At 44.8% G+C, this 20833-nt stretch carries 17 protein-coding genes; 13 read left to right on the top strand and 4 right to left on the bottom strand.

What is annotated here, in order from left to right:
* Positions 1 to 52: 52 nt before the first annotated feature.
* Positions 53 to 2329 (bottom strand): SpoIIE family protein phosphatase, encoded by a 2277-nt coding sequence (locus RBI_RS10925; RefSeq protein ID WP_051706855.1) that lies wholly within the window; start codon positions 2327 to 2329, stop codon positions 53 to 55.
* Positions 2330 to 2564: 235 nt separating this feature from the next.
* Entirely contained in the window at positions 2565 to 3425 is an 861-nt protein-coding gene (rsmA, locus tag RBI_RS10920) for a 16S rRNA (adenine(1518)-N(6)/adenine(1519)-N(6))-dimethyltransferase RsmA (RefSeq protein ID WP_041337202.1), read from the bottom strand.
* 722 nt (positions 3426 to 4147) lie between these two features.
* On the opposite strand from rsmA, the gene RBI_RS10915 reads away from it, so the two are divergent.
* From RBI_RS10915 to purD, 13 genes are all read left to right on the top strand, one after another.
* Positions 4148 to 4366 (top strand): YdeI/OmpD-associated family protein, encoded by a 219-nt coding sequence (locus tag RBI_RS10915; RefSeq protein ID WP_022288720.1) that lies wholly within the window; start codon positions 4148 to 4150, stop codon positions 4364 to 4366.
* 410 nt (positions 4367 to 4776) lie between these two features.
* Positions 4777 to 5274, top strand: a complete 498-nt coding sequence (purE, locus tag RBI_RS10910; RefSeq protein WP_041337200.1) for a 5-(carboxyamino)imidazole ribonucleotide mutase — start codon at positions 4777 to 4779, stop codon at positions 5272 to 5274.
* 167 nt (positions 5275 to 5441) lie between these two features.
* A complete protein-coding gene (gene purC, locus RBI_RS10905) occupies positions 5442 to 6158 on the top strand; it encodes a phosphoribosylaminoimidazolesuccinocarboxamide synthase (RefSeq protein ID WP_022287346.1) in 717 nt (238 codons plus the stop codon).
* 5 nt (positions 6159 to 6163) lie between these two features.
* Positions 6164 to 7585, top strand: coding sequence for an amidophosphoribosyltransferase (locus RBI_RS10900; RefSeq protein WP_041337198.1), 1422 nt, complete (start codon positions 6164 to 6166; stop codon positions 7583 to 7585).
* 5 nt (positions 7586 to 7590) lie between these two features.
* The gene (gene purF / locus RBI_RS10895) at positions 7591 to 9015 is read left to right on the top strand and encodes an amidophosphoribosyltransferase (RefSeq protein ID WP_041337197.1); all 1425 of its coding nucleotides are present in this window, start codon (positions 7591 to 7593) and stop codon (positions 9013 to 9015) included.
* A 22-nt stretch (positions 9016 to 9037) separates the two neighbouring features.
* On the top strand, positions 9038 to 10078 hold the full coding sequence (purM, locus tag RBI_RS10890; RefSeq protein ID WP_022287349.1) for a phosphoribosylformylglycinamidine cyclo-ligase: 1041 nt from the start codon (positions 9038 to 9040) through the stop codon (positions 10076 to 10078).
* Positions 10079 to 10090: 12 nt separating this feature from the next.
* Positions 10091 to 10723 (top strand): phosphoribosylglycinamide formyltransferase, encoded by a 633-nt coding sequence (purN, locus tag RBI_RS10885; protein WP_041337196.1) that lies wholly within the window; start codon positions 10091 to 10093, stop codon positions 10721 to 10723.
* A gap of 22 nt (positions 10724 to 10745) precedes the next feature.
* Positions 10746 to 11462, top strand: a complete 717-nt coding sequence (locus tag RBI_RS10880) for an IMP cyclohydrolase (protein WP_041337195.1) — start codon at positions 10746 to 10748, stop codon at positions 11460 to 11462.
* Positions 11463 to 11494: 32 nt separating this feature from the next.
* Positions 11495 to 11992, top strand: coding sequence for a zinc ribbon domain protein (locus RBI_RS10875; RefSeq protein ID WP_022287352.1), 498 nt, complete (start codon positions 11495 to 11497; stop codon positions 11990 to 11992).
* 15 nt (positions 11993 to 12007) lie between these two features.
* Entirely contained in the window at positions 12008 to 12541 is a 534-nt protein-coding gene (locus RBI_RS10870; protein ID WP_041337194.1) for a hypothetical protein, read from the top strand.
* A gap of 31 nt (positions 12542 to 12572) precedes the next feature.
* Positions 12573 to 13754, top strand: a complete 1182-nt coding sequence (locus tag RBI_RS10865) for a phosphoribosylaminoimidazolecarboxamide formyltransferase (protein ID WP_041337193.1) — start codon at positions 12573 to 12575, stop codon at positions 13752 to 13754.
* A 55-nt stretch (positions 13755 to 13809) separates the two neighbouring features.
* Positions 13810 to 14517: a PsbP-related protein gene (locus RBI_RS10860; protein WP_041337192.1), complete on the top strand. Its 708-nt coding sequence runs from the start codon at positions 13810 to 13812 to the stop codon at positions 14515 to 14517.
* 89 nt (positions 14518 to 14606) lie between these two features.
* Positions 14607 to 15962, top strand: a complete 1356-nt coding sequence (gene purD, locus RBI_RS10855; protein WP_041337191.1) for a phosphoribosylamine--glycine ligase — start codon at positions 14607 to 14609, stop codon at positions 15960 to 15962.
* A 123-nt stretch (positions 15963 to 16085) separates the two neighbouring features.
* Here purD and RBI_RS10850 read toward each other — a convergent pair whose 3' ends face one another.
* Together RBI_RS10850 and RBI_RS10845 are read right to left on the bottom strand one after the other, a co-directional pair.
* Positions 16086 to 18518, bottom strand: coding sequence for a hypothetical protein (locus RBI_RS10850; protein WP_041337189.1), 2433 nt, complete (start codon positions 18516 to 18518; stop codon positions 16086 to 16088).
* Positions 18519 to 18538: 20 nt separating this feature from the next.
* A complete protein-coding gene (locus tag RBI_RS10845; RefSeq protein ID WP_041337188.1) occupies positions 18539 to 20638 on the bottom strand; it encodes an efflux RND transporter permease subunit in 2100 nt (699 codons plus the stop codon).
* Between the last annotated feature and the right edge of the window lie 195 nt (positions 20639 to 20833).

Genomic DNA, 20833 nt, shown 5'->3' with positions numbered 1-20833 from the left:
AAGTATACAAAAGTAAAAAATTGCAGGCAAAAGTCGGCAAAGTCATTTACATTCATTTTTCATTCTCGTCACGAAGGAAAATTTTTGCGGCAATAATAGTTATATCGTCACGCCTGCCTCCTGTTCGCTGAGCAAGCGCCTTTGCGCCAAGCGCCGTGACTATCTCCTGAGCGTTCATTCCGTTACAGCGGAGTATCTCTCGTGCTGTAGCGTCCTCGACACCGTCTGAGGTCATAAGCAGAACGTCCCCGTCAAAGAGCTTAAGCTCGCTCACATCAGGTGTACACTCCGCAAGTATCCCAGCAGGAAAAGCCTGTCCGCCGATAGCTTTAAGACCGCCGTCACGGAAAAGAAAGCTTTGCGCCGCACCCGATTTTAGAAACTGCACCGTTCCGCCATTAAGCTCCAGCCGCATTATATCAAGGGTCGCAAAAGATTCCTCCCAGCCCTTAACTCTCAGCATGGAATTTATAAGCCTATGGGCTGTCTGCATAGACATTCCCGATCGTATGAGCCTTGTAACAAGACTTACGGAAAACAATGAATCCAGTCTTGCTCTTTTTCCTGTTCCCATGCCGTCTGAAAGGACGATATACTTTTCGTTGACGCTTGAATCGAAGACTTCAAAGCTGTCCCCCGAATATTCTCCGCTTGACGAAGCCGAAAAGCTTTTTATATCAACTGTGAATTTCGGTATTTCCGCAAAGGACATTCTGGTTATATTATCCACCTTGACTATCACAGGCATATCAAGGTCATAATCTATCATTTCTGAAAGCGTAGCCGTCAGCCTTACAAGATCACCCCTGAACTGCGCAGTTATGAAAACGTCCACACGCTGGCAAAGATTTTCGTCTATGTAAACGCAGGCTTTCACATTTGGATAGCCAAGGTTTGAGAAATGCTCCCTTACTCTTGCTGAAAGCTGAGGATCAACGCTTCTCACCTGACCTGCCCTAAAAGAAAGGTCGGATAAGATATCCTCCATGGAGGAAAGCTGTTCGCTTAAAAACTCACGCATTTCACGAACTCTCATGCTGTCGGCACGTTCTGCCACAAAGTCGGTATACAATTCATTGAAGCTTTTGCAAAGAAGGGACTTTCTCACACAGCCACCCAAATGCTTTTCAACGTCGTCAAGGCTGAGGTTATTATATGTACAAACTATGCTTTCAAGCTTTGAAAAGCTGTCATCAAGCTGTACACAACGCTTACTGCACACTGAGTACATATCGCAATCGGTACAAACAACAGATCGTACACGCTTTGACAGTGTAGCTTCCTTTGAGCGTTTATCTATCGCCGCAGTGACCATTGTAAGCTGACCTCTGATACCGCCCAGAGTTCTCGAAGCCATGTTGAGCTTTGAAGAAGTGGTCTGCCCTACAAGGTCAACGGAATTTTTCACTCCCACCACTTTTTTTGCCACCCTTTTTATCACAGGAACAGGCAGGGCGATAAAAAGCACAGAGCCTATAAGCAAATCAGCAAACATTGAAAATGTATCACCGTTCACGCCCATTGCCACAAGGCTCACAAGTGAAACTGCAAGGAAAACAAACACTATCACAAGAGAGCCGAATTGCAGAAAAGCTCCGCAGATAAGTCCTGACGTGGCAAGCAAAAGTGTATTTCTCGCAAGTGACGGAGCACAAAGGAGTACACCGCAGGTGGTCAATGCACCAACGACTGCACCGCCTATATTTCTATACTTTCGCACTGCCATAAGCATAAACAAAGTGCCTGCTATCCTGCCCAGATTCACCACATGGAGCGGTGCGGCAGTGATGGTCGAGATAAACATAATATAAAGTATAGCTGTGAAAACTCCGTTTATTCCTGTAAGGTCAAAAACACCGCTTCGGTTTCTTTGACGTTTTACGGTCAGTGCAATAAAAACAACACAGCCACACATGAGCGAGCTTATCATTCGCAGTGAAGCCGTATATGTATCCGACGGCATTGCCACCGACATTACACAGCTGAAAAGAAGCATTGCTCCTGTTGTGAGGAGCGACACAAAAACGGGGTCGTCCTTATGGTCAGCAGAGGGCATCACAAGCCTTACCGCCCCTATAACAAGTATCGCACAAAGCTGAACGATACCCTCTGAGAATGTTCCGCTTACAAAATATGCAAGTGCAGAGCCTAAAAAAGCAGGTATCACATTAGTTCCCGAAAGCACTGCCACCGCCACGTTCATTGACGATGGGAAGCCTAAGATCTTTCCGAAGCTTGCCGCAAACGCTGCTGCCGCCGATAAAACAGCCATAAGTACATTCGTTTTACCTGAGGTATGAAATTTTGCCGTATGCCGTATTTTTTCCATTGCTTATCACGTCCTATGTTTCCAAAATGTAATAATTACATTTTAGCAGGACTATCAAGCGAAAGGTGTCGCAATATGGGCTTGAAATTGAAATACTGACCAAATTTACGGACAGATCTCAAAGCCACTCCCATACATCTTTTGAAAAAACACAATCAATGTTTGCGTAATAATTTTTAATTTGAGATATCCGAAGAACGGGACGTCTTGCAGAAACTGTGCGACTCCCCTACAATTAGATAAGCTTTCTAAGGGCTTCGGAAAAGGTTATGAATTGTTCCATGGAAAGAGCTTCAGGACGGACGGAGGCAGGCAGGCCGCTTTGCTCTATCGCCTGATTTACTATAGATTTATCTATACCCATTGATGATGATACGGAATTTGAGAGAGTCTTTCTTCGCTGTGAAAATGCTCCCCTAGCGACTTTAAAAAAGAACTTTTCGTCCGTCACGCCCTCGGGGGTCTTATCACGGATATCAAACCTCACCACACAGCTATCAACGTTAGGCGAGGGCATGAAGCTTCCTCGTGATACGTTGAAAAGCAGTTTCGGTACAGAAAAATAATTTATTGCCACTGTGACTGCTCCCATATCTCTTGTACCCATAGGGGCACAAAGACGTGTGCCTGCTTCTTTCTGCACCATGACAGTAACAGACTTTATGGGCAGACGTTCTTCAAGGAGCATCATTAATATGGGCGAGGTTATATAGTAAGGCAGATTTGCACAAACGGCAACGTCCATACCCTGAAATTCCTCGGCAATAAGCTTATGGAGGTCAGTTTCCATGACGTCGGCGTTTATTATCTTCACATTGTCATATTCTGCAAGAGTTTCTGCAAGAACCGGCATAAGCCTGTCGTCAATTTCGATAGCCACCACCTTGTCGGCACGCTTGGCAAGCTCGTTTGTGAGAACGCCTATGCCTGTGCCTATCTCGATTATGCCGAAGCCTTTTTTTGCATTGCCCATTTCGGCTATCTTGGGGCAAACGGAGGGATTCACTAAGAAATTCTGACCGAGAGCCTTGGAGAAAGTGAAATTATGTCTTGCGAGAACATCTTTTATCACACTTATATTAGAAAGATTATCCATTTATTAATACACCTCAGATTAACTGATAAATCGACAAAAAATTAACAAAATAATTATATCATATTAACAAAAGATTGTCAACTGATTTGGAAAAGAATAATATTCCTATGAAGTAAAGAATGACCCAGCGGAGCGATTTCTGCTTTGCAGAAATTCGACGTCCCGACCCCCTCGCACGTCTTTGTACATCTGCATGACTTTATGGTAAATTCAAACCTCGTCACTTCGAGCGGGCTGTCGAGGGCGCCAGCCCCTACAAGCATGATAGGATAGTTTTTTGTTCTGTCCTACAATGGTTGTAATCGTGGACTTGTTTCTTCGACGGGCGAACGCTGTTCGCCCCTACAGATTTGTTGCCGTAATTTTGTGGTTTTGTACGATTTTTATTCAATTTTCAAGCTTCAAACAAGGTGCAGGAAGTGCTTTTCTGTGCGATCAGAACCTCTCATCGTGTTCACCTAACTCACGTTGACAGAATGTGTCCTCATACACTGCTACCTTGCAGGATATTCGATTTGGGATAATATCCTTATACTTATCCCGAAAATCACCACTTTTGTTGCATAAAAAATGCAACAATTGCAGAAATGTTGCCAAATTAAAAGATAAATCATTTGTTTGCATAAATTACGATGTGATAAATTGTGCAGTATCACATATAAGATCGTAAGGGTTTATTATTTTTATTGCCCGGGAAATAATATATGCGGAGGTGATAAAAAATGAAAAACAACTCTTTTGCTCACGGGCAGGAATTGCCGCTGGGGCTGTCTATGGCTCTTGCTCAGGTGCCTGCGGCATATGCTTACTTTGCTAAGCTGGATCCGCTTCAAAGACAGCAGATAATCGACTCGGCACACTGTATTCGCTCCAAAGAGGAAATGCGTGGTCTCGTCAACAGCTTGTCAAACGGTCAGATCACTGATACAAGTATTTTCTGAACAAAAAGTTAATGTAGACAAATTTCACAATAAATCAAAGATTAATTGATATAAATTTTATATAAATATGTGTTGAAATTTATCTATAAATATTGTACAATATTATTGTAAGGCTTTGTATGCTGTTATGGAGAAAATCAGTAAAAAAGCTTTCGCAGACAGTTTTGCTCCGCTTTACTGTCTGGTAATATTGTGCAGTATTTTTTGTATGTATTCAGGAGAGATGTATGACTGAAATGTGCTGTTTTTCATCAATTACATATTCTTTTATGGGTAGGTCTTTAAGTATAATTGCGTCCTGCCTTGATTTTTTGCACTCTAACAATATAATTATGCACTGACTAAAACTGCAACGCCATTGTTGCAGTTTTTTATTTGTAATTTTTTGTTTTACTTGGAGGTATAAATTTATGAAAAAAGTTGCGGTAATAATGGGTTCTGACAGCGATTTTCCTGTTGTCAGCAAGGCTGTTGCTGAACTTAAGGCTTATGGTGTTCCTTACGAATGTCACGTTATGTCTGCTCACAGAACGCCTGCGCTTGCAAGCGATTTTGCTGACAAGGCTAAGGAAAACGGCTTTGGAGTTATAATCTGCGCTGCCGGAATGGCGGCTCATCTTGCGGGAGTTATTGCAGGTCACACAACGCTTCCTGTTATCGGTATTCCTTGCAAGGGTGCTAACTTCGACGGCATGGACGCTCTGCTTGCTACCGTTCAGATGCCTAGTGGTATCCCTGTTGCCACTGTCGCAGTTGACGGCGCTAAGAACGCTGCTATACTTGCTATTCAGATGCTTGCTCTTTCTGACGAGGGTCTGGCTGAGAAGCTTGAAAAGGCTAAGCAGGATATGATAGACGGTGTTGTGGCTAAGGACAAAGCTTTACAAGACAAGCTTGCTGCGCTTTGATTTTTTGATACAGACATATAGCTCGGCTGTATGTTATATTTGATATATCGGGGAAGTTCTGCTGTCGGCAGGCGAACGATGTTCGCCCCTACATATTAAAACGGCAGTGGATATGTTTTCGGTATATCATATAAATAATGTAAATAATTTTATGGAGGAATAAATCTATGGAAAACATTGTAAAGACAGAACAGCTCTATGAGGGCAAGGCTAAGAAAGTATTCGCTACTAACGACCCTGATCTTGTTATCGTTGATTACAAGGACGACGCTACTGCTTTCAACGGCGAGAAGAAAGGCACTATCGTTGGCAAGGGTGCTATCAATAACAAAATGACAAACTATATGTTCAAGCTTCTTGAAAAAGAGGGTATCCCTACTCATCTTGTTGAGGAGATCTCTGACAGAGAGACTATCGTTAAGAAGGTCGAGATCGTTCCGCTGGAAGTTATCGTAAGAAACGTTGCAGCAGGAAGCTTCTCAAAGAAGCTCGGTATCGAGGAAGGCACAAAGCTCAAGCAGCCTACACTTGAGTTCAGCTACAAGTGCGACGAGCTTGGCGACCCATTCATCAACAAGTATTATGCTCTTGGTCTTGGTCTTGCTACTGAGGAAGAGATCGAGGATATCACAAAGTATGCTTTCAAGGTAAATGAGTTCATGCTTGGCTTCTTCAAGAACATCGGCATTGACCTTATCGACTTCAAGATCGAGTTCGGCAGATTCCACGGAAAGATACTTCTTGCTGACGAGATCTCACCTGATACTTGCCGTTTCTGGGATTCTAAGACACATGAGAAGCTCGACAAGGACAGATTCAGAAGAGACATGGGCGGCGTTGAAGAGGCTTACCATGAGATGATAAAGAGAGTAATGGGAGAATAATATCTATGGGCGGTTTTTTCGGAGCTGTTTCAGCTAATGACTGTATTCAGGACGTTTTCTTCGGGACCGACTATCATTCACACTTAGGCACAAGGCGGGGCGGAATGACTTCATTCTCCCCTGAGCTTGGCTTTCAGAGAAATATTCACAGCATTGAAAACTCACCATTTCGTACTAAATTTGAAAAAGACGTTGACAAAATGAGAGGAAACATCTGTATCGGCTGCATAAGCGACACAGATCCTCAGCCGATAATGGTACGCTCGAAGTTAGGACTTTACGCAGTGTGTTCTATCGGTGTAATACAAAATGCCGCTAAACTGGCTGACGAACTGCTTGAAAAGGGCTGCGCAAACTTTGAAACAATGAGCAGCGGCGCTATCAATTCCGCAGGGCTTATCGGTGCGCTGATCGCACAGAAGGACAGCTTTGTTGACGGCATAAGATACGCACAGGACAAGATAGAAGGCACGATGTCACTTGCAATAATGACAGACAAGTCGATGATCGTTGCCAGAGATAAGGACGGACGGCTTCCTATTATAATAGGACAGCGTTCTGACGGATATTGCTTTTCTTTTGAATCATTTGCATATCAGAAGCTTGGATACTCCACCTGTCACGAACTAAAGGCGGGAGAGATAACTGAGATAACCAAGGACGGCTACAATATCCTCAGCGAAGGTACAGACAAGAAAAAGATCTGCACTTTCCTTTGGACTTATTACGGCTACCCTACCGCTTGCTATGAGGGCGTGAACGTGGAGCTTATGCGAACACGCAACGGCGAGATAATGGCGGAGAACGATATGAAAAACGGCAGGCTCCCTGACGTTGATTTCGTTTGCGGAATACCTGATTCGGGCGTTCCTCACGCTATAGGATATGCAAACAAAAGCGGCATACCTTTTGCAAGACCGTTCATTAAGTACACTCCTACATGGCCCAGAAGCTTTATGCCAACAAGCCAGTCTATGAGAAACAGAGTTGCGAAGATGAAGCTTATACCTGTTCACGAACTTATCGAGGGCAAGAAGCTTCTGTTCGTTGACGACAGTATCGTCAGAGGAACTCAGATGAGGGAAACTGTTGAGTTTCTTTATGAGAACGGTGCAAAGGAAGTCCACATGAGATCAGCCTGTCCTCCTATCATGTATGGCTGCAAGTATCTTAACTTTTCACGCAGCACCTCGGAACTTGAACTTATCGCAAGACAGATCATTGATGAGAACGAGGGTATCGAGGGAGTTAAATACATTGAAGAATACAGCGATTCAAGCACTGAGCGTGGCAAGCTCCTCAGGGACGAGATATGCAGGAGACTTAAACTTACCTCTGTTGAATTCCAGTCGCTTGAAGGCACTGTAAAGGCCGTGGGTCTGCCAAGCTGTGAGCTTTGCACCTACTGCTGGAACGGAAGGGAATGATTTAATTGGTAACAGGTATCCATGAAGAATGCGGCGTTTTCGGCATTTATACTAACAAGACAAGCGATGTTGCGGCTCAGACTTATGTATCTCTTTACGCTTTACAGCACAGAGGTCAGGAGAGCTGCGGTATCGTTGTAAACGACGACGGCGTGTTCAGCTATCACAAGGACGTGGGTCTTGTCAATCAGGTTTTTGACAAAGAAACTCTCGAACGGCTCGGCAAGGGCAATATTGCTATAGGTCATGTGAGATATTCGACCACAGGCAACTGCAATGCTTCAAACGCTCAGCCGCTTGTTGTTCGTCACATAAAGGGTCCTATGGCTATCGCTCACAACGGAAATCTTACTAACGCAAGAGAACTCAGAGAGCAATATGAAAACAAGGGCATGATATTCCACAGCACAAATGATACTGAGGTCATATCATACGCCATAACCGAGGAACGTCTTAGAGAACCGTCTATACAGGCGGCGCTTGAAAAGGCTATGTACAGGATAAAGGGTGCGTATTCGCTGCTCGTTATGTCGCCGACAAAGCTTATTGCGGCGAGAGATCCTGACGGCTTCAGACCCCTTTGCCTCGGAAAGATAGACGACGGCTATGTGGTAGCGTCGGAGACCTGTGCTTTTGACAGCATCGGCGCTGAATACATAAGAGATCTTAAACCAGGTGAAATGATAGTTATTGACAAAAACGGTGTGAACTCTATCACAACTCACTGCGGTAAAAAGGGTACTATATGCGTATTTGAATATGTATATTTTGCCAGACCTGACTCTGTTATAGAGGGGTCGAGCGTTCACATGGCAAGGCTCAGGGCAGGAAAATATCTTTGGAGAGAACACCCTGTTGACGCTGATATCGTCATAGGCGTGCCTGACTCGGGACTTGACGCTGCGCTGGGATTTTCTCAGGAAAGCGGCATACCATACGGCATTGGATTTATCAAGAACAGATACATAGGCAGGACGTTCATTCAGCCTAGCCAGACAGAGAGGACAAACTCCGTCAAGATAAAGCTCAACGCTATTTCAAGCACTGTTAAGGGCAAGAGGGTCGTTATGATAGACGACAGTATCGTCAGAGGAACGACTTCGGGACGTATAGTCAAGCTGCTGAGGGACGCAGGTGCAAAGGAAGTTCACGTTCGTATCTCCTCCCCTGCATTCATCGCACCATGCTATTTCGGAACGGATATAGACAGCAAGGAAAATCTTATCGCCTGCAAGATGACCAATGAAGAAATATGCGAATATATCGGTGCAGACAGCTTGGGATATCTCAGTGTTGAAAGCGTTAAAAAGCTTGCGGGAAATTCAAAGTGTGATTTCTGCGTAGGCTGCTTTACAGAGAAATACCCTATCGAAGTTCCTAAGGATATGCCTAAGGACAAATTTGAATCGAAGATATCGGAAAAGAAGTAAATAACTGAAAGGATATTTTATCATGAATACAAACAGTTTTTCAAACAGCTACAAGGAAGCAGGCGTTGACGTAACGGCAGGCTACAAGGCAGTTGAGCTTATGAAGCAGCACGTTGCAAGGACCATGACGAGCGGTGTTCTCAGTGGCATCGGCGGCTTCGGCGGTCTGTTTGAGCTTGACATGACAGGTATCACAAAGCCTGTTCTCGTTTCAGGCACAGACGGCGTTGGCACAAAGCTCAAGATAGCTTTTCTTATGGACAAGCATGACACAGTTGGTATCGACTGCGTGGCAATGTGCGTAAACGACATTATCTGCTGCGGTGCAAAGCCACAGTTTTTCCTTGACTACATCGCTGTTGGCAAGAACTATCCTGAGAAGATAGCTCAGATAGTTTCTGGCGTAGCAGAGGGCTGTGTACAGTCAGGCTGTGCGCTTATCGGTGGCGAAACGGCTGAGATGCCTGGTTTCTACCCTGTTGACGAATATGACCTTGCAGGCTTCTCTGTTGGCGTTGTTGACAAGGACAAGATACTTGACCCAAGCACTCAGAAGGCCGGGGACGTTATGATAGCTATCAAGTCAAGCGGTGTTCACTCAAACGGCTTCTCACTGGTAAGAAAGGTATTCAGCGTTGACGAAAAGACTCTTTCCGTTCACTATGACGAGCTTGGCAAGACACTTGGCGAGACACTGCTCACACCTACAAAGATATATGTAAAGGCTGTTATGAGCCTGCTTGACTCTGTTAAGGTAAAGGCTATATCTCACATCACAGGTGGTGGATTCTATGAGAACATTCCACGTTCACTTCCAAGCGGTCTTTCTGTTAAGATAGCAAGAAGCGACGTTCAGGTGCTTCCTATTTTCGACGTTATCGCAAAGACAGGAAACATTCCTGAGAGAGATATGTTCAACACATTCAACATGGGCGTTGGTATGACAGTTGTTGTTGACAAGGCTGACGCTGACAAGGCTATCGAAGCTATCAAGGCGGCAGGCGAAGAAGCTTACGTTCTGGGCGAGCTTGTTGACTCTGACATGGGCGTTATCATCTGCTAAGGGTAAAGAGATATGAAGAAGATATGCGTTCTTGTTTCGGGCGGCGGAACAAACCTACAGGCGCTTATTGACGCTGAAAAAAGCGGCATTATAAAAAACGGCAAGATAACCTGCGTCATATCCTCGAAGGAGGGTGCTTATGCTCTGGAGAGGGCGAAAAATGCAGGTATCGGCACTGTCGTTATTCCGAGAAAGGAATATGCTGACAGCAAGAGTTACAGCGAGGCTATTCTGGCTGAGCTTAACAGACAAGGTGCTGACCTTATTGTGCTGGCTGGATTTATGATAATTCTTGACGAATGCGTCACAAAGGCTTATCCTTACAGAATAATAAACGTTCACCCTGCACTGATACCGTCATTCTGTGGCGAGGGCTTTTATGGGCTTAGAGTTCATGAAAAGGCTTTGGAATACGGTGTAAAGGTATCGGGTGCGACTATACATTTTGTAAACGAAAAGGCTGACGCCGGAGCGATAATTTTGCAGGGCGCTGTAGATGTAGCCAATGACGAAACGCCTGAGAGTTTACAGAAGAAGATAATGGAAAACGTTGAATGGAAGCTTTTGCCTAAGGCGGTTTCGCTGTTCTGCGAGGACAGGATAAGCATTAAGGACGGCAAGGCTTACGTTGACCTTAAAGACTGAGAAAAATTATGGAGGACAAGATATGAAGACCCTTAATATTTATGACGAGCTTAAAAGCAACTCATATCCGGGCAGAGGAATAGTTATAGGCAAGTCTGCTGACGGAAAGAGTGCGGTAACGGCTTATTTTATCATGGGCAGAAGTGTTAATTCCAGAAACAGAGTTTTCACGGAAACTGAGGACGGCATCAAGACAGAAGCTGCTGACCCTAGCAAGCTTTCTGACCCACACCTTATTATATACTCCCCTGTTCGTGTGCTTGGAAACAAGACTATCGTTACAAACGGCGATCAGACGGACACTATTTATGAGCTTATGGACAAGCAGCAGACTTTTGAGCAATCTCTGAGGACGAGAGAGTATGAGGACGACGCTCCAAACTACACTCCTCGTATTTCAGGTATCATGCACGTTGAGAACGGCGCATATAATTATGCTATGAGCATACTCAAGTCCGCTGACGGAAACCCTGACTGCTGCGAGAGATTTACTTACACATACACCAACCCTCTTGACGGCGTGGGTCATTTTATTCACACTTACATGGGTGACGGCAATCCTCTGCCAAGCTTTGAGGGCGAGCCTAAGAAGGTGGAGATACCTAACGATATCGAGGAGTTCACGGGCAAGCTTTGGGAAGCGCTCAACGAGGACAACAAGGTATCGCTGTTTGTAAGATACATTGATATCGCAAGCGGCAAGGCTGTTTCTAAGGTTATAAATAAGTACAGCAAGTAATATCCCTAAAGCGAAGCAGGAGTATAGAAAAAATGGAGTTAGTTGCATTAAAATGTCCCAAATGCGGCGGCGAGCTTGAAGTTCACGAGGGACAGAAAAAGACGTTCTGCAAATACTGCGGATCGCAGATACTGCTCGATGACGGAAACAGGATAATAAACGTCATTGACGAAGCAAGGCTCAAAGAGATAAAGCTCAATAAAGAGGTATCAGACTTTGACCAGAAGCTTCGTGACGAGGAGGCGAGCGGCAGATACAAGAACGCTTCACAGAAGCAGGGGTGGATAATAGCTTGCATCGTTTTGCACGTTATATTCACGCTTGTATTCAGCGGTGCGGTGATGTATCAGTCTGTATTTGCAATAATCGCTTCCATATGCTTATGGGTGGCTCTGCCTGTGATAATGGCGCTTATTAAACCGAGGAACGCTGGGGGCATGGGCAGGATAAAAACTGCGGTGCTTTTCTACATCACGTTCACTGCGATATTCTTCGGAGTGGGCAAGCTTTACTTACGTTTCATCAAATAGTCAGGGGGGAGCAAGTTGGAACTTATCGCACTTCAGTGCAAAAACTGCGGCGGTGAAATAACGATAGAGGACGATAAGAAGATCGTCTACTGCCCTTACTGCGGCACTCAGAACTACATTGACGACGGCACCAGGACGGTCAAGATAGTTGATGAGGCGAAGCTTGAAGAAGTAAGGCTCAGGCAGGAAGAATTTCTAAAGAGAAAAGCTTCTGAGGAAGAACTCAACGGCATAAGGGACAAAAAGATAAAACAGCGCAGGATATGGCGAGTATTCATGGTGCTGGCGCACATTCTTATTGTGATACCTATTTTTCTGCTCATGAAGAATATGGACGATACGCCGAGCATAAACCTTATACTCGGTATGCTTGGATATCTGCTCATCATGCCGATAATAATGGGTGTGACAAGACCTAGTATCCCCTCGAAGAAGTGGGACGTTAAGGAGAAAAGCAAGGGCAAGCTCATACTGCTTTTCTATATCTCATTCGCTGCGGTACTGCTTGTGGCAGTAATGGCAGGAGTGGCAATATTTGCAATGAACTAAGGCTTATTCATATAAACAGGAGGTAAAAATTATGGCAAATGAAATGCTTTTGAAATACGGCTGCAACCCTAATCAGAAGCCGTCAAGAGTATTTATGGAGGATGGCAAGGATCTCCCTATCGAGGTACTCAACGGCAAGCCCGGTTACATCAATCTGCTTGACGCATTCAACGGCTGGCAGTTGGTAAGAGAGCTTAAAAAGGCAACAGGTATGTGTGCGGCAACTTCTTTCAAGCACGTTTCACCTGCGGGCGCTGCTATCGGCAAGCCTTTGAGCGAGGTCGAAAAGAAGATATATTTTGTTGACGATCTGGGCGAGCTTACTCCACTTGCAAGCGCTTATGCGAGAGCAAGAGGTGCTGACAGAATGTCATCATACGGCGATTTTATCGCACTTTCTGACGAGTGTGACGCTTGCACTGCAAAGATGATTCAGAGAGAGGTTTCTGACGGTATCATTGCACCGGGCTACACTGACGAGGCTCTTGAGATACTCAAGTCAAAGAGAAAGGGTACATACAACATCATCAAGATAGATGAGAACTATATTCCTGCACCTATTGAGAGAAAGCAGGTTTTCGGCGTAACTTTTGAACAGGGTCGAAACGAGCTGAAAATAGACAACGATATGCTCACAAATATCGTGACAGACAACAAGGAGATCCCTGAGGACAAGAAAACTGATCTTGTTATCTCACTTATCACACTTAAATACACACAGTCTAACAGCGTTTGCTATGTAAAGGACGGTCAGGCTATCGGTATCGGTGCAGGTCAGCAGTCAAGAATACACTGCACAAGACTGGCAGGAAACAAGGCTGACATCTGGTGGCTCAGACAGCACCCAAAGGTTCTTGGACTTCAGTTCGTTGACAACATAAGACGTCCTGACAGAGATAACGCTATCGACGTTTACATTTCTGACGAGCATGATGATGTACTGGCTGAGGGCGTATGGCAGAACACATTCAAGGTAAAGCCTGAGGTGCTCACTGAGGCTGAAAAGAAGGAATGGCTTGCAAAGAACACAGGCGTTTGCCTTGGTTCTGACGCTTTCTTCCCATTCGGCGACAACATCGAGAGGGCTAAAAAGAGCGGTGTGGCTTACATTGCCGAGCCAGGCGGATCTATCAGGGACGATCATGTTATCATGACTTGCAACAAGTACAACATGGCAATGGCATTCACTGGAATAAGATTGTTCCATCACTAATTTTTGTGCATTAATGCAAAACAATAAAGGTCAAGAAAAAAAGGAGAAATTTATTATGAAAAAGTTACTTGCATCACTCATGGCACTGTCAATGGTATTCGCAGTTACAGGCTGCTCAGAGTCAAATGATTCTGAGAACGAGTCAAAGGCGGAGGCTAAAACAACAACTACTACAACTACAGCCGCACCTGCTGTCGAGTCTAAGGCTGACACAACAACTACAACTGCTGCACCTGAGGAGTCAGTTGCTGACACAACAACTTCTGCTGACGACACAACAAGCACTGGCGACGAGGCTAAAGGCACATATGAGAATGACGTTTACACAAGCGATCTGTATACTTTCAAGATCGACTCAAAGAAGTGGGCAATGCAGGAGTCCGCTGGTGTTGACGTAATGTTCACATACGCTGACGCAGGCGATGATGCCGAGCTTGAGTCTGCTTCTATCAACGTTATCTCAATGTCAAACGATCTGCTCAATGGTCTTACAGCAAGTGATTATGCTGACCAGATCAAGCAAACATATAATTCCATGGACGGCTACACTGTTACAAACGACAAGGAAGATAAGTTTGCTGGCAAGGACGCTTACATTGTTGACGTAACAGGCGAGATCGGCTCACAGAAGGTACTGCTCAATCAGATAATCACTTCTGACAACGGCAACCTTGTTGTTATAACATATGGTGCAAGCGAGAACGCTTACAGCAAGCTTTCTGACGAGTTCAAGACAGTTCTTGACAACTTTGAGCTTAAGTAATAATATACGAAGTAAATAAATGACGATACCGCACAGCATAGGTGTGCGGTATTGTTATAATTGGAAAAACACACTGAGGAGGTCTGAAAATGGACATATTAGTTGTTGGCGGAGGCGGACGTGAACACGCTATCGTTATGAAGCTTGCGGAGTCCCCTAAGGTAGGAAAGCTTTACTGCACACCCGGAAACGGTGGCATTTCACGCTATGCAGAATGTTTTGATGTTGCGGCAACGGATATCGAGGGCGTTGTGGCTCTGGCAAAGAAGCTTAAAGTAGACATGGTGGCTGTTGCACCTGACGATCCGCTTGTACTTGGAATGGTAGACGCTTTGCAGGCTGAGGGTTTCAAGACCTTTGGTCCTAAGAAAAATGCGGCTATAATCGAGGGTTCAAAGGTGTTTTCTAAGGATCTTATGAAGAAATACAATATTCCTACAGCCAAATACGAGGTGTTCACAAACAGTGAGGACGCTATAAAATATGTCAAGGAACAGAACACATACCCTGCTGTTATAAAGGCTGACGGACTTGCACTTGGCAAGGGCGTTATTCTGGCGGAGAATGAGAAAGAGGCTGTGGAGGCTATACACTCCATGATAGACGACAAGCAGTTCGGTGAGAGCAGTTCCACTATCGTTGTGGAGGAATATCTCACAGGTCCTGAGGTTTCTGTGCTTTCATTCACTGACGGCAAGACTGTTGTTCCTATGATCTCTTCAATGGATCACAAGAGAGCATTGGACGGCGACAAGGGTCTGAACACAGGCGGAATGGGTACTGTTGCACCTAACCCTTACTACACTGAGGACGTTGCCAAAGAGTGCATGGAAAAGATCTTCCTGCCGACTATCAATGCAATGAATGCTGAGGGCAGGACTTTTGAGGGCTGTTTGTATTTCGGACTTATGCTCACCCCTAATGGTCCAAAGGTAATTGAATACAACTGCCGTTTTGGCGACCCTGAAACGCAGGTAGTTCTTCCTATGCTGGAGGGTGATCTTTGCGAGATATTTGAGGCTATTTATGAACACAGGCTGGCTGATGTCAAGATCGGCTGGAAGTCGGGTTACTGCACTTGTGTTGTTATGGCCAGCGGAGGATATCCTGTTAAGTACAAAAAGGGTATCGAGATGTTCGGTATGGACGACAAGGGTCAGGTAGACGGAGCGTTTATTTATCACGCAGGCACTAAGTACGAGAACGGCAAATTTTACACAAACGGCGGCCGTGTTCTGGGTGTTACCTGCAATGCTTACACGCTTCAGGGCGCACTGGACAAGTCTTACGAGGCTGTTTCCAAGATAAAGTTCGAGGGAGAGCATTTCAGAAAAGACATTGGTCAGAAAGCACTCAAGGCACTTCCTAAAGATTCTCTTGATCTTGAATACAAGCAGGACATGGAGGACTACATCGAAGAAAACGGCGTTTATCTAAGACAGTAGGATATATAAAACGGGCGGAGAGATTCCGTCCGTTTTTTTGTACAGATAATACTTTTATAAATACAAAGACCCCCTCGGACATTTCTGTCCAAGGGGGTCTTTGCTATGTGTGGGAAGTAAAAATTACTCGTCTGCTTTTTCAATAGCCGCAGTTTCGTAAATATACTTAACTGAGCTTTCAACGCCATCGGCTGCGCCTGAGAATGTTGTTGAATCCTCGGCTGCTGTCTTGAGAGCGTCAAGTCTGTCAATAAGTCCCTTGAGGTCGTTGTTGTAGATGTCAAGGAGCTTGCCGATGCCCTCGTCCTTATACTTAGCCATGCCGTCTTTAAGGGTCTTTGCACCGCTTTCAAGCTTCTTAACACCAGATGAAAGCTGTGAGCTGCCGTCTTTGAGCTGACCGATACCGCTGAACAGCTCCGCACTGCCGCTTGAAAGTGTTGTTGTACCCTGTGCAAGCTCTACAAGTGATGAATAGAGTGTTGCAGTACCGTCTTTTAGCTGCTTGCTGCCGTTGTCAAGCTGACCAAGACCGCTATCAAGAGTTTTTGCACCGTTTGAAAGCTTTGATACGCCTGTGTTCAGGCTGTCAACGCCCTTATCAAGCTTGCTTGCGCCTGCCTGTGCTGAGTTTACTCCTGCGGAGAGGTTCTTTGTACCTGCGGAAAGTGTAGCTGCACCATTGTTAAGATCCTTGCTGGACTTAGCAAGCGTACCGATACCAGTTTTAAGTGCAGAAGCACCCTCGTTTACTGTTTTAAGTCCTGTATTCAAATTATCAACGCCTGCGACAAGACCTTTCTTCTTATCGTTAAGACCATTGTATATCTGAGTTACGCCGTCAACAAGCTGTTTGCCCTCGGTAGCCATTGTGCCGACACCTGTTGAAACATCGCCAAGGCCGCTCTGTGCGCCCTGCTGATACTGGATAGAGCCATTTACGGCTGCTATCATATTGCTTATGCTAGTATACTCTGCTGAGCCTTCTTCGTAATTGCCGAGAAGCTGCTCAAGTCCTGCGAGTACCTGCTGGTCGTATGCGATAGACTGTGTAAGTGCGTTATCTACCTTTGTTACGCCATTTGAAAGAAGTTCAACGCTTGCAGGGAGTGTCTGCACCTTTTCATAGAGTGTGGAAACGCCTGCATTAAGTGTTGCAACGCCTTTTTTCAGTGCAGTTGAACCGTCATAGGTCTGCTTTGTGCCTGCGGCAAGGTTTTTAGAGCCTGCCTGGAGGTCGCCTACACCTGTAACAAGCTTATTTGTGCCTGCGGCAAGGCTTGCAGCACCGTTATTTACCTGCTGTGCGCCTGAGGATACCTGTGAAAGTCCGCTTGAAAGTGATGATGAGCCATTCTTCAGGGTTGACATACCACTGTTTACCTGATCAAAACCACCGAGGAGGGCTGTTGAACCACTATGAGCTGTGGAGATACCTCTCATAAGCTCACCTGTTGAAGAATCAAGGGTCTTTGCTCCGTCACGAAGCTTTGTTGCACCGCTGTTAAGTGTCTTTGCACCATCGTCAAGTGACTTAGAGCCTGAATAAAGCTTGTCGATACCTGTGATAAGTGTTCCTGAGGAATCGGACAGCTTCTTGATGCCTGCGTAAAGCTCTGCTGTGCCGTCTACAAGCTCGTCTGTAGCATCAGAAAGCTCATCAAGCTTATCCTGAAGATCGTCAGCATCACCGATATCGCTAAGGTCAAGCTTTGAGAAGATGTCAGATGTTGCAACTGTGAGAGAAGTTGTTGACTCAAAGTCCTTTACGTCTGCTGTGAACTCAACGTACTCCGGTATCTCGATATCTTCGTTATCCTGAAGGTCAAGGCTCTTTGTAAGGCCAGGCATTGCAACGCCTATAAGTATCTGTCTGCTTCCGTCTGAAATGAGCTTGCCATTTGTTACTTCAACGTTTGAATAAACGTTAGTATCAAGGATAGCTGTTGTTGCCATAAGGTATGGAACATAGATATCTGTTTTCTTGCCGTTTATCTTGACAGTTTTCTTATCGTTGTTCGTATAGTCATATCTTACTGTAAGCTTACCGCTCTTGCCTGCGAGATCCTCAGGCTTTATCTCCTTGCCGTCAAGGGTATATGTTACCTTTACATCAACCGGGAGTGCCTTATCGGTATAGCCCTTATAGTAGATATCTCCGCCCTCGGTATCCCATGTGAGCTTATCACCATTGGCTGTAAAGCCCTCGTCTGTTTTAACATTCTCGATATCTGTCAGGTTGGAAACATCCTCCAGCTTCTTTACGCCCTGTGGGTTTTTCAGCCAGTTGGAAACGACTGTTTTTGTCTTGTTGCCGGAAGCGTCAGTGATAACATAAACTGTTTCTTCCTTAGCCTGCTTTTCTGTATCACTGTCAGACTTATCAGCTTTCTTTGTATCTTTTGTATCTTTTTTATCTGATTCGTTCTTTGTTGTTGAGGCAGTGCTGTCGGCAGCGGAAGAGCTGTCTGACTGAGCTGCTGCATAAAGACCTGTGCAGCCTGCGGAAAGAAGTACGGCAAGTATGCCTGCAAGAACTCTTGAATACTTTTTCATAACTATATCTCCTTTACGAATTAGTTTATTTCAGGAAGCTTATAAAGCTTATTTTCTTTTTTCTTCATGCCCATTGTTGTATTGATTATTACCTTATCGAACAGCATAAGCATTGAAGGAAGTATGCAGATAACAGTTATCATACTGATTATTGCACCTCTTGACATGAGCGTACAAAGCTGTGAGATCATATCTACGCTTGAATATACGCCAACACCGAATGTTGAAGCGAAGAAGCCAAGTGCGCTGACCATGATAGACTTCATTGAAGTGGTAAGTGCGATAGTGACAGCTTCGTGTTTATCTTTGCCTGCGTTACGCTCGGTCTTATATCTTGTTGTCATAAGGATAGCGTAGTCAACTGTTGCACCAAGCTGGATAGTACCGATTACTACCGACGCTATGAACGGTATGGTGGTATTCGTAAAGCACGGAACACCCATGTTTACTGTGATAGCAAATTCGATAACGGCTACCAGAATGATAGGCAGTGAAACTGAACGCAGTGCAATAAGAATGATGATGAAGATAGCGGCGATAGAAACTATATTTACTACCTTGAAGTCATGATCTGTTATGTCGATAAGGTCTTTTGTTGCCGCCGCCTCACCGATAAGCATTCCGTCCTTATCGTAGGATTTAAGTATCTTGCTAAGCTCATCTATCTGGGCATTCTCTTCATCAGAAGCTACCTTGTATTCAGAACCTATTAGCATAAGCTGCCATTTGTCGCTTTTGAGTATTTTTGTTACTGAATCAGGAACTATCTCACGAGGGATAGACGGACCGATAAGAGTATCCAGTGACATTGAGAAGCTTACACCATCAACCTTGCCCATTTCGTCGAGCATAGAGTTTACTTCCTTTGGCTCCATATCAGCATCAACCAGGAGCATATGGGTCGTTGCCATGTTGTATTCCTCATCTAGCTTTGTGTTTGCGATAACACTGTTGAGATCCTTTGGAAGAGTATCTGTCAGGTTATAGTAGACATTGGTGTTTATCTGTCCATATACGGCAGGTATAAGTACAACTATAAAGAGTACGATAAATGCTGCATGGTGCTTGATAATGAACTTTGAAGGCTTTTCAAGGCTTGGAACAAGGTCTTTGTGCATTGTTTTTTCAAGTGCCTTATCGAAGACAAGTATCATTGACGGGAGAACTGTTATGCAGCAGATAACGCCAATAACAACGCCCTTTGCCATTACGATACCCATGTCCATGCCAAGCTCGTAGCTCATGAAGCAAAGTGCAAGGAAGCCTGCAACTGTTGTTATGGAGCTTGAAACAACTGAGGTGATAGTTTTGCCGATGGCGACTGCCATAGCCTCCTTGTTGTCACCAGGGTGCTTTTCTTTCTCCTCTTTGTAGCTGTGCCACAGGAAGATCGAGTAGTCTATCGTTACCGCAAGCTGAAGCACGGCTGCAAGAGCTTCGGTGATGAACGATATCTCACCTTGTATGAAGTTCGTTCCCATGTTATAGATTATCGCCATGCCCACGCTGAGCATAAAGAACAGTGGGATAAGGAACGAATCCATTGTAAGAGCAAGTATGATACTTGTAAGTATTACTGCGATAACAACATACATCGGAGCTTCCTGCATTGTCAGATCCTTGATATCCTCAACTACCGACGACATACCGCTTACGAAACACTGTTCACCGGCGATGCTTCTTATCTCCTTGACAGCTTCAAGTGAGCCGTCAGCGGAGGTCGCTTCGTCAAAAAAGACAGCCATCATTGTGGAGTTATCTGTGTTGAAGAAATCGTAAATATCATCAGGAAGAACTTCCTTTGGAAGTGAAACGTCTGCCAAGGTGTCATACCAGAGAACATCGCAAACGTGGTCTACCTTTTCGATCTTCTCCTTGACCTTTTCAACGTCCTTATCATCCATGCCGTCAAGCATTACCAGCGAAAAGCCACCCTTGCCGAACTCGTCAAGCATTATATCCTGACCTTTCATGGTTTCAATGTCTGACGGGAGGTATGAAAGAATATCATAGTTTATTCTTGTGCTGACAAATCCGAATATTGACGGTATCAGCAGCAGAACGCTGACTATGAGTATCGGTACTCGGAGCTTTACAACTCCTCTGCCAAATTTCTGCATCAAATGTCATTCCCTTCACATAGTTTTGACCCCTCGGTCTTATTACATCTCATAGTATACATCAAAAATGACCAACAGTCAATAGTAAAATGACCATTAGTCATTCTTTTTGTAGAGTTGCACAAAATGACCAACGGTCACAAGTGACTATTGGTCATTTTGCTCCGTTGACTTTGAGGCGGTTTTGTATTATAA

The organism is Ruminococcus bicirculans (ex Wegman et al. 2014), assembly GCF_000723465.1.
Lineage (GTDB): Bacteria > Bacillota > Clostridia > Oscillospirales > Ruminococcaceae > Hominimerdicola > Hominimerdicola aceti.
The sequence above is the reverse complement of the archived record's forward strand: the minus strand, read 5'-3'. Positions and strand labels throughout refer to the sequence as shown.